Raw genomic sequence first — 17,248 nt, 5'->3', positions numbered from 1 at the left:
TGGTAAGGAGATGCTACCGTTTCTGTAAAAATTTTGGGATTATGAAGAAGATATTTAATCTTTTAATCAACCTTAAACTATTTACTTTTCCTAATCTCCACAATTACGATGCTTTTTCATGTCTTATTTGAAAACGCTATAGATTATCTCTGTGGCCAAGAATTAAGAGAGGTGGAAACTTGAAGATGACAGAACTAAGGTTATTCTCGTTGTTTTTATCCCTTCGCTTTTGGCTAGTTGGGCATTTGTTTTTGTCAATATAATTCTGATCTATTTTTTATGAAAATTATCTCTATTCCCCCATCATCCACCCAGGAATATCTCTGTAAAAGAGACTTAAATCTCTACAATTCTCCCAGTTGTCAAGAGTTAGCTACCCAAGCAAAACGGGGAAGACAATTAAAATTTATTTCCCTAGAAATTACCGAAAAAGGGCTACAAATTCAGCTAAGGGAGGATAATTATTTAGCTTGGTTATGCGGAGAAGATTTAGATGCAATTGCGGTGGCCACCACAGCTTATCAAAAAATTCCTCTAACTCGTTCAGACATAGAAAAACATATTCCTGATATTATCACTTTTACTCAGGAAGCAAGGAACCGTACCAATCATTATCTCTGGGGTGGAACCCTTGCACCTAATTACGATTGTTCAGGATTAATCCAGGCCGCTTTTGCCAGCTTTGGCATTTGGTTGCCGAGGGATTCCTATCAACAGGAGGCTTTTTGTCAAAAAATAAACCGAGAGAAATTACTCCCAGGAGATTTAATTTTTTTTGGTGATAAAAGAGTTAATCATGTGGCTTTATATCTAGGGAATAATCAATATATCCACAGTTCAGGCAAAGAAACAGGTAACAATGGTATCGCTATAAATCTACTTACTGATGATCAGGATAGCATCAGTCGTCATTATTATCAAAAATTATGGAGTTTCGGTCGAGTTATGCACAATTAATCAGTTATCAGTGGTAATTATGAATTATGAATTATGAATTATGAAGTGGGAAGAATAGATAAAAATAATCTCCTGACTCCTGACTCCTAACTCCTAACTCCTGTCTCCTCACTCTCCCCCATAGGTAATCATGTCAGAAAACATCTCCCTAAGCGGTCTATCAATTCGTCGTCACATAGGAGTATTGACGTTAACTATAGCAGTTATCATCATCGGTCTTTTTTTTCTAAATCGTTTACAAGTAGATTTGCTTCCTTCTATCACTTATCCCCGCATTAGTTTAAGGATGAATGTCCCGGGAGTGTCCCCAGAAGTTATTCTCGAAGAAGTAACTAAACCCCTAGAAGAAGGAATGAGTGCCACCGAGGGAGTAGTGCAAGTTTATTCAGAAACTCGCGAGGGAAGGATGCGAGTAGATTTATTTTTTCAACCGGGGGGAGATTTAAATGTCGCTTTAAACGAAGCTACCGAAAGTTTTAATCGTGTCCGACAAAATTTACCCGATATTATTGAGGAACCGCGCTTAAATAAATTTGAACCCTCTCGTTTACCCGTCTATGAATTTGCTCTCGTTTCTGATACCCTACCCCTAAAAGATTTAAGATTATTTGCCGATGAAGAATTAGGGAGAGAATTAGGGTTTGTGGAAGGAGTGGCAGTGGTGGATGTGATTGGGGGAGTTAGAGAAGAAATTCAAGTTAATATTGACCTGCAGCGATTACAATTTTTAGGAGTGGGATTAAATCAGGTTTTAGACACCCTAAAAAGACGCAATCAGGACATCTCTGGGGGCCGACTACAGGGAGAAACCGGGGAACCTTTAACCCGTGCGGTGGGGAAATTTAAAAACGTAGCGGATATTCAAGATTTAGCACTGACCGATAGTAATAATCCCGAAGAAAAAATCTATCTGCGGGATGTGGCCAGAGTTATCGATGGGACAGAAGAACAAAGAATTTTTGTCACCCTAAATGGAAAAAATGCCGTCAGGGTTAGCGTCCAAAAACAACCGAATGCGAACACGATTGCTGTGGTAGAAGGGGTCAAAAAACGCATTACAGAATTAAAAAAATCCGGGTTAATGACCGGGGGAATACAAGTCGTCACCACTACCGATGAGTCTGTATTTATCCAAAACGCGGTTAATAACGTGGTTTCGTCGGGACTAGCGGGGACAATTCTAGCAGGATTGACTGTATTCGTCTTTCTCGGTTCCCTACGACAGACTTTTATCATTACCCTAGCGATTCCTCTTTCTACCCTCGTCGCAATTATCTGTATGAAGTTATTCGGGTTATCGATAAATGTGTTTAGTTTGGGAGGATTGGCCCTAGGGGTGGGCATCGTGGTGGATAATTCCATTGTCATGCTGGAAAATATTGCCCTCAAAGTTAATCAAAACCAAAATAAGCGAGATTTTTTAGAAATTGCCCGGAATAGCAGCCAAGAGGTAGAATCTGCTTTAGTGGCTTCCACTGCGACTAATCTCGTTTCTATCCTGCCATTTTTACTACTGGGTGGTTTTATTTCCCTGCTGTTTAACGAGATTATCCTCACTATCAGTTTTGCTGTGGCTGCTTCTCTGCTGTGTGCGTTAACCGTTGTTCCCATGTTGGCCAGTCGTTTGTTAAATATGCGGGTTTCTAGTGGTATCCATCGGTTTTGGCTCTTAAAAGTCTTTAGTCAACGTATAGAAGGTTTAACCATCCTCTACGGTCGTTTTTTAGCTAAAATCCTCCACTACAGAATACCTGTTATCCTGCTGGCCTTTTTAATTTTAGGGGGAAGTAGTTTCTATCTCTGGCAATATATCCCCCAGGAAGTCTTTAGTCGTATTCAAACCGGACAGGTGAACGTTTTTGCTCAATTTCCCCCGGGTACCAATTTAAATACTAACCGTCAGGTGATGCGGGAAGTAGAAAAGATTTTATTATCACAGCCGGAAACTGAGTATGTTTTTACTACCAGTGGCGGTTCTCTTTTTGGCACAACTACCAATGAAAATATTTTGCGTGCTTCTAGTACGATTAGTCTCAAAAAAGGCACTAATACAGAAGCCTATATCGAACGCATGAGCAAAGCACTAGAGCAATTAAACCTCGTTAACGTGCGTTTGCGTCTCACCCCCGGTCAAGTGCGCGGTATTATTCTTAATAACTCTCCCTCCGTCGGTGCCGATGTGGATGTGATGTTACAGGGACGAGATGGGAAAACTCTAGAGCAAGCTGGTGAAGAAATCCTCGGTATTCTCGATGAAAAAGTACCTAGTGCGCGTTTTCGTGCCGATGCTGACCCCAGACAACCAGAAATTCAGATTAAACCCGATTGGACCCGCTTAAATAGTTTGGGATTGAGTACCCTGGAAGTGGGACAAACGCTACGGACCGCTATTCAAGGATCGATCCCCACCCAACTGCAACGGGGAGAAAGATTAATCGATATCCGGGTGCAATTAGACCCCAACTCGCGGCAAAAAATTAGTGACATATCACAAATACCTATTTTTGTCAATAGACAAGAAGACTTAAAATTAGCAGATATAGCTAGGATTGAAGGGGGAAAAACCCCCGGAGTCATCCAGAGAATTAATCAGCGTCAAGTTTTTATTATTATCGGCAGTTTGGTCGAGGGAGCGAAATTAAGTGACGCACTCGCGGGAGTACAATCGGTTTTAAACGCTACTCCCTTACCCGATGGTATCAGCATTTTACCCAGTGCTGCTGCCACGTCTAATCAAGAAATTCAGGGTTCTTTGGGTTTATTAGCGGGTTTATCGGTATTTTTAGTCTTTGTGGTCATGGCCGTGCAGTATAACTCACTCATAGACCCTTTGGTGATTATGTTAACCGTTCCTTTGGCCCTAGCGGGGGGAATTTTTGGACTATATTTGACCAAAACCCCGATTAATGCCATTGTCATCGTCGGGGTGGTGTTATTGGTGGGGATTGTGGTTAATAACGGGATTATTATGGTGGAATTAGCCAATCAATTGCGGCAAGAATTCGGTTTTACTCGACTACAAGCCATTTTAAAGGCCGCTCCCCAACGTTTACGACCGATTTTAATGACTACCGTGACCACGGTTTTAGGTTTATTTCCCCTCGCTTTAGGATTGGGAGAGGGGGGAGAATTCCTGCAACCTTTAGGAATTGTCGTTTTTTCGGGTTTGTCTTTAGCAACTCTGTTAACTCTGTTTATTATTCCCTGTTTTTACGTTTTATTCTCCAGAAAATAATCTTCTTGGGAATTATGAATTATGAATTATGAATTATGAATTATGAAGTGGGATAAAAAAAGTCTCCTGACTCCTGACTCCTGACTCCTGACTCCTGACTCCTGACTCCTGACTTCTGACTCCTGACTTCTCACCCAATGTTGGCTAAAGATAAGCAAAAATTATTGATTAACTCCAAAAACTTGAGAATATTTAAATTAACATTCCGCAATATTTATAAATTCTTAAGAATTAATTGAGAAAGATTTTTATTTAACAACGATGTTGTAATGGTTACAGCGATTTGATAGAATTTCATAATGGGTTATTCTGTGCTTTTTTAGGCAGCAATGGCTGAAACCCTTGCCACACCTAGAAGGTGATCCTAATTAAGACGGGTAAATCAGTCAATTTCACCCACAACGATGATCTTTTTTTTGTGTAGTTTTATTGCAAAAAAAAAGTTTTTTTGACAAAAACCACAAAGTATGAATTATGAATTATGAATTATGAATTATGAAGTGGGGAAGTGGGGAATTTCAACTAAAACTCTAAAACCCTAAAACCCCATCACCCTATCACCCTATCTCCTGGCTTCTAACCCGACAAAAAACTTTTTGCCGCAAACCCTAAGTTAAATAAGCGATAGTTACCCCCGAACCGCCCTCATTTTGGGGTGCTAATTGAAAGCGTTTTACCTGGGGATGACGGGATAAAAAATCGTGAACACCTTGACGCAATTTCCCCGTACCTTTACCGTGAATAATCCATAATATGCCCGATGGGTTGGCGCGGGTGATCGCCTGTTCGATATCCGTTTCTGACTCTGCCACCCTGGAACCGCGAATATCGACGGTATTATTAGAAGTACGAATTAAAGGAGTCTCCTGGGGTTTTGTGGGAGTTTGGGGCAAATTTTTGGCAGGTTTTGGCACAGTTTCCACTTTTTGACCATCCAAAGACTCAATCTGGTCTAAGGGTAGGGTCATCTTCATCATACCGAAACGCAGGGAAATCTCCTCTGATTCTGGTGAAATTGCTAAAACTTCGGCAGTTTGTCCCAAATTAGGCAAGCGTACCCTTTCCCCCACTTGCGGACGATAATTAACCTTAGTTTTTTCCGTTTTTGGTAATAACCTTTCTGCGATCGCAGTTAACTCCTCTGTGGCTTTTTGGGCATCTCTACCGGTTTTTGTTCCCGCTTGCAATCGACGAATAACATCATTAATCTCTGCTTTTGCCGATAATAAAGCCTTTTGTATCTCCTGCTCCTGATAACGCTTTAATTCTCGCTCTCTCTCCTGTAGAGAATTGGCCCGCGTGGACACCTCTGTATAAAATTTCTCCGTTTGTTGGAGTAATTGACTAGCTTCTTGAGCTTTTGACTCCTGTTCCCGTCTTTGCGCTTCCAAACCAGCAATTACTTGATTTATCTCCTCCGATAACCCCCCCAGATGATTTCTCGCTTCGGCCACAATTTCGGCACTTAATCCCAAACGCTGGGCAATAGTTAAAGCATTAGAACGGCCCGGAATGCCCCATAATAGTCGATAAGTGGGGGAAAGAGTGCGATCATCAAACTCTACCGAGGCATTTTCAAAGCGAGAATCTCGATACTTTAACGCTTTTAATTCCCCGTAGTGAGTGGTAGCCACCGTCAGTAAACTATGATCGGCGAGGTATTGTAAAATAGCGATCGCTAAAGGACTTCCCTCGGCCGGATCCGTACCTGCTCCCACCTCATCGAGTAAAACCAAGGAACGAGAATTTAAAGCCGCTAAAATGCGGACAATCCGGCGAATGTGACCCGAAAAAGTCGATAAACTCTGTTGTAAAGACTGTTCATCCCCGATATCGGCTAAAACCTGATCGAACCAGGGTATCTCTACCGGTTCCCGCGCTGGAATAAACAAGCCCGCTTTCGCCATTAAAGCCGCTAATCCGAGGGTTTTTAAAGTAACGGTTTTTCCGCCGGTATTTGGTCCGGTGATGGCAACAACGCGAATTTCTGGGGTAATCTGCACATTTATTGGTATGACCTCCCCCCCCTGTTCATGGTGTTTTTGCCACCAGAGCAAAGGATGACGCAAATTCCGTAAAGTAATCGTTTCCGAACCATCGATAAAGTGGGGGGGATTACCCTCTAACCATAAACTGTAACGGGCCCTGGCGGTGGCCAGATCGAGCCTAGTAGCGATCGCTAGTAAATATTCTAAGTCCTCAAAGGCTTCGGCGATTGTATTACTTAACTGCCGCAGGATTTTTTCTTCTTCGATTTGTTCCAGACGACGATATTGCCGCAGTTGATTGCCTTGGTCAATGATAGAGTGAGGTTCAATGTAAAAAGTCGCCCCTGTGCTGGAAGTATCGTGAATTATCCCGGGTATTTGCTCTTTTTGCGCTGCTTTGACGGGAATCACCCAGCGCTCGCTTCTTTGGGTAATCACCGCTTCTTGGATAGCACCGCCCTGTTTTTGCATGATATCCTGTAATTTTCGGTAAATTCGCTCTCTAATCACCTTCATTTGTCCCCGAATTTCGCGTAATTGGGGACTAGCGCGATCAGATATGCGGCCATCTTCATCGATACAACGGTGTATTTCCTGTTCTATCTCTGGATAGGTGCGAATTTCCGCTACTAACTCTTTTAAAACTGGTATATCTTCCTGTTCGTCAATTAAACGGCGTAAACGTCGCACTCCCGCTAAAGTCGTGGCAATATTTAAAAGTTCCTGTCCCGATAATAAACCCCCCAGATGCGCCCTTTCTAGGGCATCACCGATGTCGCTAATCCCATCAAAGGAAAGACGACTATCTAATTTTTGTTCTAAGCTATAAACTTCTTTGGTTTGGCAGAGTAGGTTTAAACTTTCCTCTTTGCTTTCTGGTAATGGCAATTGACGAATCGCGATCGCACCTAGTTTAGTCGCTGCAAAAGTAGCTAGGTGTTGACATAGCCGCGGCCATTCCAATAATTCTAGGGTTTCGTCTTGAATCAATTTTGTAGTTTTTTATAATACGCTTTGTATTTCTAGTCTAACCAGATTTGGCCTGATTTTTACAGGAGTGGGGTGTGGGGTGTGGGGTGTGGGGTGTGGGGAGATGGGGGGATTTCAACTAATACCCCAAAACCTTAACCCCCCAAAACCCTAACACCCAACCCCTAATCTGTATCTAAATTCCTTTCTGGAGAGAGAATTGCACCTGTTTAAATTCTTGTTTTAAACGTTGTTTGAGTTTGTCGGGGATGGGACGGGAACCGTAGGCGGTATAATAACCAGCTAGAGAGTTTAAAGCTGTTTGCATAGTAGTGAAAGAACGCAAACCCCCGGATTTTTTATCTCGTCGGTAGAGGGAGATGTAATCGTTGATTTGTTCCTTTGCTTGCGACTCAACTGCCGCTTTATTCGGGTCATCTTTGACTAAATCAAGGGCTGTGGTTAAACTTTCAATCACCGTCAGGGTATCTTTTCCATAATTGCCCGTTAACCCCGAACTACTAGAACAACCCATCAATCCGATGACCAGGACGAGAACCAAAGCTAATAAGCGAGAAATGTAAGGTTTTAGAGACATATTTTCAACACCATAAGTTAATCCCAAGTCACCTTATCCTATCAGGAAACCGTGACCAGTTCACCAGGAGAGTCAACTGGCTGCAAAAATCAGGGGTCAAACAGGGGGCAAAGAGCCAAAATATAGGCTTTTTTGGCGGCAAAAGCCCTATTTTTGCCTAAAAGTTGCGATGCCATCAACTCCCTCGGGGTTGATTCTGGGCTAATTCGGGCTGCAATCAGGCACTGGTGGCGGTTTCAGGGTCGATCGAGATTGGATCTTGCGATCGATTAATCTAGAAGATAAGTAGGTAGGTGTTAAAAGTTGTCAGACACCCCCCTTATCAAGGGGGGCAGGGGGGATCCCCCCGCCTATCGGCACCCCCCTTATCAAGGGGGGCAGGGGGGATCAGAGGCAAAATCTATCTTCAATTTAATTATAACTACTTACTTAAAAATTCTTCGTTGCTTTCGTCCCCCTTCGAAAGAAAGAAAGTTACATTTTGTAATCTTTTGGCCGCTCAAGCTGGAACTAGGGTGAAATGGGCAGTTTGACGGTAAAGCTTGTTCCCTCACCCACTTGGCTATCTAGGGTGATTTCGCCACGGTGGAGTTCGACGCATTTTTTAACCACTGCTAACCCCAATCCCGTGCCGATAATATTTTCCACATTCTGACCCCGATAAAAGGGTTCATAGATCTTACCTCTATCTTCCTCGGCAATGCCGATCCCGTGATCCCGGACTTGAAAAACAATGCGATCGCTATCTTTCCCCAAAATCAAACTAATCCCTGCTCCCGTGGGGGAATATTTAATCGCATTTAAGAGTAAATTACTTAAAATCGAGTAGAGCAGTTTCTCATCTAGATAAGGACGGATCATCAATCCCTGACTGACAAATTTAATCGGCGTATTATTTTTATTGATAAATTGAAAATCCTCGACCAAATTTAAACAAAAAGCTTCAATATCGAGCGGCTCTAGCCGACAACTGAGATTACCAGATTCTGCCCTTGTTAAAATCAAAATATCTGTTAAGAATTGATTCATTAGCTTGACAGAAGACTGGATTCTATATAGGTTTTTTCTGCTCGACTGCTCTGCATCTTTTAAGCCATTTTCTAATAACTGCGAGGCAGAAAGAATTACGGTTAAAGGAGTTCGGAACTCATGGGATATCATAGAAAAAAGCTGAATTTTTAGATCGGAAAGTTCTTTTTCCTGTAGTAATAACCGGTGAATTTCATCACTTTTTTGTCGCCGTTTCTCTTGCCAAAAAACTAAAAAATAAACTCCGCAAATAATCCCAAAGCTAGTAAAAGTTCCCAGTAAACCCAACAGAGAATTTTCGCTAATACTATCCCTAGAACTAGCGATACTACTTCTTAAATTCCTTTTCTGACTAGCTTGTAAATAGGTAAGAAGATTTTGAAACTTATCCCGGACTTCGACACTTTTAACCGTGATTGCATCTTGAGAAATATCATCGGATCGATCGGATTTATAGGTAGCGATCGATTGATTAAATAAAGTAATTCGCCGATACATTAAATCCCCGATCTGAGTCACCATTTCCCGCTCGAAATCCGTGCCGTTTTCTAATTGTTTAGCCAAGAGTTGCCAGTTAGATTGCATCAAAGCGATCGCCCGACGATGACGGCCCAATTCACTGGGGCTGCCAGTTTTGATATAACCCCGTCTTCCCGATTCGGCCACCGCCATGTTAGCGTAAAGATTACTGAGATTATCGATGATCTCGTAGGTAACTTCCACCTCGGCAGCGCGCTGACGCAGAGCGAGGGTATTGCGATAGGAAACTAGGCTAATAGTTCCCATCAATAAGACAGTTAGCCCGAAACCTCCCGCGATCCATTTTCCTTGTTTGAGCCAATTCATCAGCAGCAAACCGAAGCTATTTCCAGCTTACTCTATCTAAATGGAGCAAGAGGACTCCCGTTAAATTTCTCCTTAATTAAAAATATACCAGAAATTAACGGGAGATGAATTGCCCCCAGAATCTAAACTAACGCGACAGCGTTTCCTAATAAGGAAAGGCTTGATTCTCAAGGTATGTATGAGCTTGACATATTTAAGCGGTAAGTGTTATAGTGGAAAGATAACACAGATGGGTCAGGCTGATGTTAAATGTTTTAAAAGTGAGAATATACCCAAACAAAAAACAGGAACTAGCCTTAGCTAAAAACTTTGGTTGCGTCCGTTTTGTTTGGAATTACTACTTAAATAAAACTAACAATCAGTACCTAGAGACTGGTAAAGGAATGACCTACTGTGACATGGCAAAAGACCTTACCCAACTCAAGAAACAACTGGATTTTGAATGGTTAGCTGAGGCTACTGCCGCTACCTTGCAGCAATCATTGAAAAACTTAGAATCTGCTTTTAAGAACTTCTTCTCAAAAAGAACAAAATTCCCTAAATTTAAAAGTAAGAACAAAAAACAATCAATCCGTTATCCTGAAAGTTGTTCAATTAGAAATAAGGGAATTAAGCTACCTAAATTAGGGGTTGTAAAAGCTAAGATTTCTCAAGTAATAAATGGTAAGATTAAATCCGTAACTGTTTCTAAAACCAGTACAGATAAATATTTTGCTGCCATCTTGTTTGAGATGGATGACTCAACAACCATTGAAAAACTAAAAATATCAGGGATAGACCTAGGTTTATCTTCTTTAGTTACGGTTTTTGATGGTGAAACAACCTACAAGATTGACCCAATCAAACCTACCAGAAAATATGCTAAACGTTTAAAGCGGAGACAACAAGCATTGTCTCGTAAAGCCAAGGGGTCTAATAATCGCCAAAAAGCCATTAAGGAGGTAGCCAAGGTTCACGAAAAGATAGCAAATACTAGACAGGATTTTCTTCATAAACTCTCCAGAAAGTTATGCGATGAAAACCAAATCGTTGTAGCCGAGAATCTGAATATTAAAGGGTTAGCAAGGACTAAATTAGCCAAATCAATACATGACGCTGGTTTTGGTATGTTGCTTAATTTCTTGGACTACAAGCTAAAAAGAGAGGGAGGAAAACTTGTAGAAGTTGACAGGTTTTATCCGAGTACAAAACTCTGTTCTTGCTGTGGATTTAAAAATGATTTATTGACTCTCAGTATTCGTGAATGGATTTGTCCAGAATGTAAGACGCAGCACGATAGAGATGAAAACGCCGCCAAGAATGTAAGGGAAGAAGGTATGAGAATACTGTCAACAAATACCGATGGACAGTCGGAATTTCAAGCTTGGGGAGAAACTGTAAGACTCGTTGGTACTTGTACCGAAAAGCGGGTTTCTGTGAATCAAGAATCCCCCGTCACAGCGTCAGCTTGACGGCGGGAGTGTCAAGTCTAGACCATGCGAATTTTAGTAGTAGAAGATGATATGCAACTAGCCGAGATTTTGCGAGAGGCGTTGAGCGAGCGACAATACGTTGTCGATGTGGCTAGAGACGGAGAAGAAGGCTGGAATTGGCTAGAATTAGGCAAATATGACCTTTTAGTTCTTGATGTCACCCTGCCCAAATTAAGCGGAACTTTGCTCTGTCAACGTCTGCGACGAGCGGAATCCCATCATCCCGTCTCTGCTAATGCCACCGTTCCCGTTTTATTATTAACCGCAAGGGATACGGTAATCGATAAAATCGACGGATTAGACGCAGGGGCCGATGATTATGTCACTAAACCCTTCGATTTGGGCGAATTAATGGCGCGGATTCGGGCCTTGATCCGACGCGGCAGCAGCACCAGCAGTGTTTTATTATCTTGGGGGGGTTTGCAGTTAAATCCCAGTACCCACGAGGCCAGTTATAACGGTCAATTTCTTTCCCTCACCCCCAAGGAATTCGCTCTCTTAGAATTACTTGTTACCCATGGGCGCCGGGTCTTAAGTCGATCGGGTATTATTGAGCGAGTTTGGTCTTTGGACGATTCTCCAGCCGAGGAAACCGTTACTTCCCATATTCGCGGTCTTCGTCACAAGCTAAAATCCCTCGGTGCGCCGGAAGACTTTATTGAAACCGTTCACGGTCTTGGTTATCGTTTAAAGTAATATCTGCCTTGGGACAGTAGACAAAATCATTTCTGCACGGAATCTGCACGAAGTTTGCAGAGGGTTTCCATAATCACCCGTTAAATTAGAAAGTTAGACAGGTGCAGGACTTCTAGACAATCAGAGCGGTCAAACCTGTGACTTTCCTCTCCTAAACGGGGCTGCTTGAGATGATTTATACGCGACTTGACTATCACGGCTGGCAGATTGAATTGATCCTAGAAATGCAGGGTTATTCTTTTCAATGTTGGCGAGTGGATGGCAGGGAAGGAATTAGCGATTGCCTAGTTTATGCCACCTCTGAACAAGCTTTAGCGGCTGCCCGACGCAGAGCGGATCTAGAGTCCGCTTGTCTTGCCCTACTGCGATTTCTCAATGATATCGGCGGCCGGAATTATTATCTCAGCCGCGATGATCGCGATGCTCTTAGCCAGTCAATTTTAGAATATGCCCGTCTGGGTGGTGTTTCCTAATTTCTTCCCCGGAAGTTTTCCCCTGATTGAGAATGATTCTCGCTCCGATTTATTGATTTTCAGGCCAGTTTCGGTAATAGAATCGTGACAGTGGTTCCATTACTGGGGATAATAGCAATTTCGATCGAGCTACCGTGTAGTTCCACGCATTTCTGCACCACCACCAAACCCAACCCTGTCCCAGCGATGTGACGGACATTTTTATATAGGGTTTGCGGCAAAAAGTTTTTCGGTGGTGGCAGGGTGTGGGGTGTGGGGTGTGGGGTGTGGGGTTTTACCAGTTTTGAGGTGGCCAATTACCTAATTTTCAGGGAAAAAGTGCCTAAATTTCCCCCCGATCACTCCCAGAGCCAGTACTTTTTGATTGACAAAAGATCTAAAAGTCTTACCCAACAAGGTTTTTAGATTTATTCAGCCAGCCCTGTATAACTGTTTGGATCTTCTCTGCTTTGAGAAATTGCGATAAAATTAACGATCATAGCGATCAATAAAAAAATTTTATGGTTGTCACTGTTAATAATTCCCTGACACTAAGGGAATTTCTGCAATTACCAGAAACTAAACCCCGCAAGGAATTTATTGACGGTCAAATTATTCCTAAACCGATGCCCCAAGGTAAACATAGCACTATTCAAGGTGATTTAGTTCCAGCTATTAACGCCAGTCTAAAACCCCAACGAATTGCCCGTGCCTATCCTGAATTGCGTTGTACTTTTGGCAGTCGTTCTCTAGTTCCTGATGTTTCAGTTTTTCTCTGGGAAAATATTCCCCGCGATGGCGAGGGAAAAGTATTAAATAATTTTGCGATCGCTCCTGACTGGTTAATTGAAATTCTCTCTCCCGATCAAAATCAGACTAAAGTTGTTAAAAATATTCTTTATTGTCTGGATCACGGCACTCAAATGGGGTGGTTAATCGATCCAGAAGAAGAAATTATCTTTGTTTATTTTAGTGATCGAACTATCGCTATTTTTGAATCAGAAAATGCTCTTTTACCCGTCCCCGCTTTTGCGACGAATTTTCAAATCACCCTCGGTCAATTATTTGACTGGTTAAGAGGTTAACGGATTATCAGTTACCAGTTATCAGTTAAGTAGCTGGTTATAATTAAATTAAAAATGGATTTTAGGTTCGATCCCCCCTGCCCCCCTTGATAAGGGGGGTGCCGATAGGCGGGGGGATCCCCCTTAATAAGGGGGGCATCTGATAATTTTTAACGCATACCTACTTATCAGTTATCAGATATGAGTTATCAGATATGAGTTTTTAGTTTCCAGATTTGAGTTATCAGTTCACTGATTACTGATCACTGATTACTGATCACTGATTACTGTTCACTGTTTAGCCGACACTTTGAAACAACTGTGGCCAATCGAGATTGGGTGCGTCTGAGGGGGCAACAATTTCGAGAATTTTATTGTTAGCGGCGGGATAAAATAAGGATTCTACGCAAACCGAGGCCACTTTTGTGCGGGGAATACTGCCCTCAGAAAGGGTATCGGCGGATGACATTTTAATGGCATTAAGATTATCATCGTTTTTGAGGCCTCCGGGGCGCACAATCGTGTAGGTTAGTCCACTATTGATTAAATAGTCTTCCGCTTGTTTTTTCCAGAATAAAATTAACCAAAAGAGATTGAGGGGGTGGAAAAAGTTCGATACACAGAGGGAAGTAACGAGAACAAAATGCTCGATTCCTTTCTTTTTTGCGGCATCGATGAGATTTTTAGTTCCCAAGTAATCCACTAACAAAGGTTCCGTGGGATTAAAGCTCGGTCTGGCTCCCGTGGCGCATAGCAAAACGCTACAATCAGCGATGAGTGCCTCTAACTTATCGGCCTGTTGGACATCTCCGACGACGATTTCCACCCCTGCTGGCAAAATTTCTGCCGCTTTCTCTGGGTTTCTCACCAAAGCGCGTACGGGAATCTGACGTTCGACTAATTGGGCAACGATTCTCCGTCCCGTTTCCCCCGTGGCTCCTGCTACAAATGCTTTCATCGCTTCTTGACCTAATAGTTTTTAACAATACGTTACACTAATCTCGATTCTACAAATTTCCCTGATCCTTTGGCAGTTAATCCCCAACTGTTTCTAGCACTATCATTTTCCAGGTTTTAAGTCATGCAGCGTCCCCCCATTAACTCCCTAGCTCTCGAATCTGTAGAAGTCAAAGAAGACAATCAATTTCTCGGTTTTCAAACCCATTTTGCCGGATGTATGGATATGTATAGCAATCAGGACAAGGTTGCCGATTATCTGGGCGCTCACGAAGGTTGGTTTTGTCGTTGTGCCGAACCGATGAAAACTCTGCCCTTCGGTGACAATGGTTATATTATCACCATCGGTAAATATGGAGCTTTTGGCTATGAACTGGAGCCGAAAATCGCTGTGGTTCTGGAGCTGCCCGTCAATGGAGTCTATCATACTCGTAGTGTTCCCATTCCCGATCAACCGTTTTTGGGCTATCTAGTGGATTATCAGGCAATTATGAAACTAGAGGAAATGCCGCTATCTTCTCCTAGTCGGGAAATTGAGGCAATTTTTCGACAACAGGGACGGGATATTCCGGCGGTTATCACCCAAGTCACCTGGGAACTGCGTATGGATGTTATGGTTAAGTTTCCCAAGTTTATTCATAAAATTCCCCGTTCCATTCTCCAAAAAACCGGTGATAAACTGTTGACACAAATTGTTCGCCAAGTTTCCCCCCGCTTAACCTACAAAGTTCAAGAGGATTTTCACTCTAGCTTCAATTTACCCCTACCCCCTGCCTCCAGTCGTCTTTTCTATCGTCTCGACTCATCCGAGGGTGGGTTGCTTGCTTAGGGTTTGGGGAGTCTGTCAACAGTAATCAGTAGAGCTTGCTGATGGGAAACCAAGGAAAAATAAAGATTTGCTAACGGTGCTGGTCAGTCTAAGCTAGAATTTTAAGAAATGTTTACTTGTAAAAATAAACCTAAGACTACTTCAATATTTTATGTCTCTGCCTATCCGTAACGTTGCTATCATTGCTCACGTTGACCACGGGAAAACCACCCTCGTCGATGCACTCCTCAAACAGTCGGGAATCTTTCGAGAAGGGGAAGATGTACCCACCTGCGTCATGGATTCCAATGACCTCGAAAGAGAACGCGGTATCACCATTCTGGCCAAAAACACCGCCGTTCGTTACCAAAACACCCTGATTAACATCGTCGATACTCCCGGTCACGCCGACTTTGGTGGCGAAGTGGAACGGGTTTTAGGTATGGTGGACGGTTGTATCCTGATTGTCGATGCTAACGAAGGGCCGATGCCCCAGACGCGTTTTGTGCTGAAAAAAGCCCTAGAAAAGGGATTAAGACCGATTGTCGTGGTTAATAAAATCGATCGCCCTAACGTGGATCCTAACCTAGCCGTGGACAAAGTTTTCGATCTGTTTGTGGAACTGGGCGCCGATGACGACCAATGTGATTTTACTACTCTGTTCGCTTCCGGGATGCAAGGATTCGCCAAAGAAAGCCTCGAAGACGAAGACAAAGATATGCAGCCCCTGTTTGAGGCGATTTTACACCACGTTCCACCACCGGCCGGGGACGTTAACAAACCCCTACAGCTGCAAGTAACCACCCTCGATTACTCGGAATACTTAGGACGCATCGTTATCGGCCGCATCCATAACGGCGTAATTAAAGCCGGTCAACAGGCTGCTTTAGTAAAGGATACGGGCGCGGTTGTCAAGGGTAAAATAACAAAACTTCTTGGTTTTGAAGGTCTTAAACGGGTGGAACTAAACGAGGCCAGCGCCGGTAATATCGTTGCTGTGGCTGGTTTTGCCGACGCTAACATCGGAGAAACCGTAACTTTAGCCGATGACCCGCAAGCTTTACCCCTAATTAAAGTCGATGAACCGACCCTACAAATGACCTTCTCGGTGAACGATTCTCCCTTCGCCGGTCAGGAAGGCACTTTTGTCACCTCGCGGCAAATTCGCGATCGTCTGATGCGAGAATTAGAAACTAACGTCGCCCTACGGGTGGAAGAAAGTGATTCCGCCGAGAAATTCCTGGTTTCGGGCCGGGGAGAACTGCATTTAGGCATTCTCATCGAAACTATGCGTCGGGAAGGCTACGAATTCCAAGTATCGCAGCCGCAAGTTATCTATCGGGAAATTAACGGTCAACCCTGCGAACCCTACGAATACCTAGTTTTAGATGTACCCGAAGAAGCGGTGGGTTCCAGTATCGAACGTCTCGGCCAACGGAAAGGGGAAATGCAGGATATGCAGACGGGCAGCAATGGCCGTACTCAATTGGAATTCGTGATTCCGGCCCGGGGTTTAATCGGTTTCCGGGGCGAATTTATCCGTCTGAGTCGCGGTGAGGGGATTATGAACCATAGTTTCCTCGAATATCGTCCTTTCTCCGGGGAATTAGCCACCCGTTACAATGGCGTGATTACTGCCTTTGAGGAAGGAGTGGCCACTTTCTACGCCCTCAAAAACGCCGAGGACCGGGGGGTATTCTTTATTACTCCTGGGACAAGAGTGTATAAAAACATGATTATCGGCGAAAGCAACCGGCCCCAGGACGTGGAGATCAATATCTGCAAAACTAAACAGTTAACTAACCATCGTTCCGCCACCGGGGATGAATTGGTTCAGTTACAATCCCCCGTGGATATGAGTCTCGAACGCGCCCTCGAATACATTGGACCAGATGAGTTGGTAGAAATTACCCCGAAATCGATCCGTCTGCGTAAATTACCGGTGAAAAAGTTAGCCAAACGTTAATCGGTTTTGACAAAATCCGGCGGCAATTTTGCCATGGCCATTGCCGCTAAAAGGGGCAGCAATGGCTCGAAGTTGACATCCTCGCCGCCCTAAAAGTGCGGCGATTCCTAAACCTCACGATTTAAGTTTCTGCTTCCACCACCGTCGCATACCACAGTTAAAAAACCATGTACTGTCTTACACAGAGTCCACAGACTTTCGCCCCATTTCA

General features: G+C 43.3%; 13 protein-coding genes. 8 read left to right on the top strand and 5 right to left on the bottom strand.

Going from position 1 to position 17,248, the window contains the following annotated elements; all coding sequences use genetic code 11:
• Positions 1–279 precede the first annotated feature (279 nt).
• Both IM450_RS00425 and IM450_RS00420 read left to right on the top strand, forming a co-directional pair.
• Positions 280–957 carry a C40 family peptidase gene (locus tag IM450_RS00425; protein ID WP_287671421.1) on the top strand — a complete coding sequence of 226 codons (678 nt, stop codon included), beginning with the start codon at positions 280–282 and terminating at the stop codon, positions 955–957.
• 130 nt (positions 958–1,087) lie between these two features.
• Positions 1,088–4,192: an efflux RND transporter permease subunit gene (locus IM450_RS00420; protein ID WP_287671419.1), complete on the top strand. Its 3,105-nt coding sequence runs from the start codon at positions 1,088–1,090 to the stop codon at positions 4,190–4,192.
• A gap of 608 nt (positions 4,193–4,800) precedes the next feature.
• Here the strand turns inward: IM450_RS00420 and IM450_RS00415 are convergent.
• The 3 genes from IM450_RS00415 to IM450_RS00405 all read right to left on the bottom strand — a co-directional run bounded on the left by IM450_RS00415 (position 4,801) and on the right by IM450_RS00405 (position 9,622).
• Complete coding sequence (locus tag IM450_RS00415) at positions 4,801–7,170, bottom strand: endonuclease MutS2 (RefSeq protein WP_287671417.1); 2,370 nt, start codon at positions 7,168–7,170, stop codon at positions 4,801–4,803.
• Positions 7,171–7,345: 175 nt separating this feature from the next.
• Positions 7,346–7,747, bottom strand: coding sequence for a photosystem II protein Psb27 (gene psb27, locus IM450_RS00410; RefSeq protein WP_012265509.1), 402 nt, complete (start codon positions 7,745–7,747; stop codon positions 7,346–7,348).
• 510 nt (positions 7,748–8,257) lie between these two features.
• On the bottom strand, positions 8,258–9,622 hold the full coding sequence (locus IM450_RS00405; RefSeq protein WP_287671414.1) for a sensor histidine kinase: 1,365 nt from the start codon (positions 9,620–9,622) through the stop codon (positions 8,258–8,260).
• Positions 9,623–9,864: 242 nt separating this feature from the next.
• On the opposite strand from IM450_RS00405, the gene IM450_RS00400 reads away from it, so the two are divergent.
• The 3 genes from IM450_RS00400 (at position 9,865) to IM450_RS00390 (ending at position 12,263) form a co-directional block, all read left to right on the top strand.
• Positions 9,865–11,073, top strand: coding sequence for an RNA-guided endonuclease InsQ/TnpB family protein (locus IM450_RS00400; RefSeq protein ID WP_287671412.1), 1,209 nt, complete (start codon positions 9,865–9,867; stop codon positions 11,071–11,073).
• Between the two features lie 24 nt (positions 11,074–11,097).
• Complete coding sequence (locus IM450_RS00395) at positions 11,098–11,790, top strand: response regulator transcription factor (protein WP_002801205.1); 693 nt, start codon at positions 11,098–11,100, stop codon at positions 11,788–11,790.
• Between the two features lie 170 nt (positions 11,791–11,960).
• Positions 11,961–12,263 (top strand): hypothetical protein, encoded by a 303-nt coding sequence (locus tag IM450_RS00390; RefSeq protein WP_287671410.1) that lies wholly within the window; start codon positions 11,961–11,963, stop codon positions 12,261–12,263.
• Positions 12,264–12,322: 59 nt separating this feature from the next.
• Here IM450_RS00390 and IM450_RS00385 read toward each other — a convergent pair whose 3' ends face one another.
• The gene (locus tag IM450_RS00385; protein WP_287671408.1) at positions 12,323–12,559 is read right to left on the bottom strand and encodes an ATP-binding protein; all 237 of its coding nucleotides are present in this window, start codon (positions 12,557–12,559) and stop codon (positions 12,323–12,325) included.
• A gap of 204 nt (positions 12,560–12,763) precedes the next feature.
• Here IM450_RS00385 and IM450_RS00380 point away from each other — a divergent pair, with 204 nt between their 5' ends.
• Complete coding sequence (locus tag IM450_RS00380; RefSeq protein WP_287671406.1) at positions 12,764–13,327, top strand: Uma2 family endonuclease; 564 nt, start codon at positions 12,764–12,766, stop codon at positions 13,325–13,327.
• Between the two features lie 277 nt (positions 13,328–13,604).
• Here the strand turns inward: IM450_RS00380 and IM450_RS00375 are convergent, their stop codons facing one another.
• The gene (locus IM450_RS00375) at positions 13,605–14,264 is read right to left on the bottom strand and encodes an SDR family oxidoreductase (protein WP_287671404.1); all 660 of its coding nucleotides are present in this window, start codon (positions 14,262–14,264) and stop codon (positions 13,605–13,607) included.
• A gap of 123 nt (positions 14,265–14,387) precedes the next feature.
• On the opposite strand from IM450_RS00375, the gene IM450_RS00370 reads away from it, so the two are divergent.
• Positions 14,388–15,092: a DUF1997 domain-containing protein gene (locus IM450_RS00370; protein ID WP_287671402.1), complete on the top strand. Its 705-nt coding sequence runs from the start codon at positions 14,388–14,390 to the stop codon at positions 15,090–15,092.
• 151 nt (positions 15,093–15,243) lie between these two features.
• Complete coding sequence (gene typA, locus IM450_RS00365) at positions 15,244–17,037, top strand: translational GTPase TypA (protein ID WP_002803668.1); 1,794 nt, start codon at positions 15,244–15,246, stop codon at positions 17,035–17,037.
• Positions 17,038–17,248: the final 211 nt, after the last annotated feature.

This window comes from Microcystis sp. M083S1, from assembly GCF_020246405.1.
Classification (GTDB): Bacteria; Cyanobacteriota; Cyanobacteriia; order Cyanobacteriales; family Microcystaceae; genus Microcystis; species Microcystis aeruginosa_C.
Note: the sequence above shows the minus strand (reverse complement) of the source record. Positions and strands in the feature narration are given on the sequence as shown.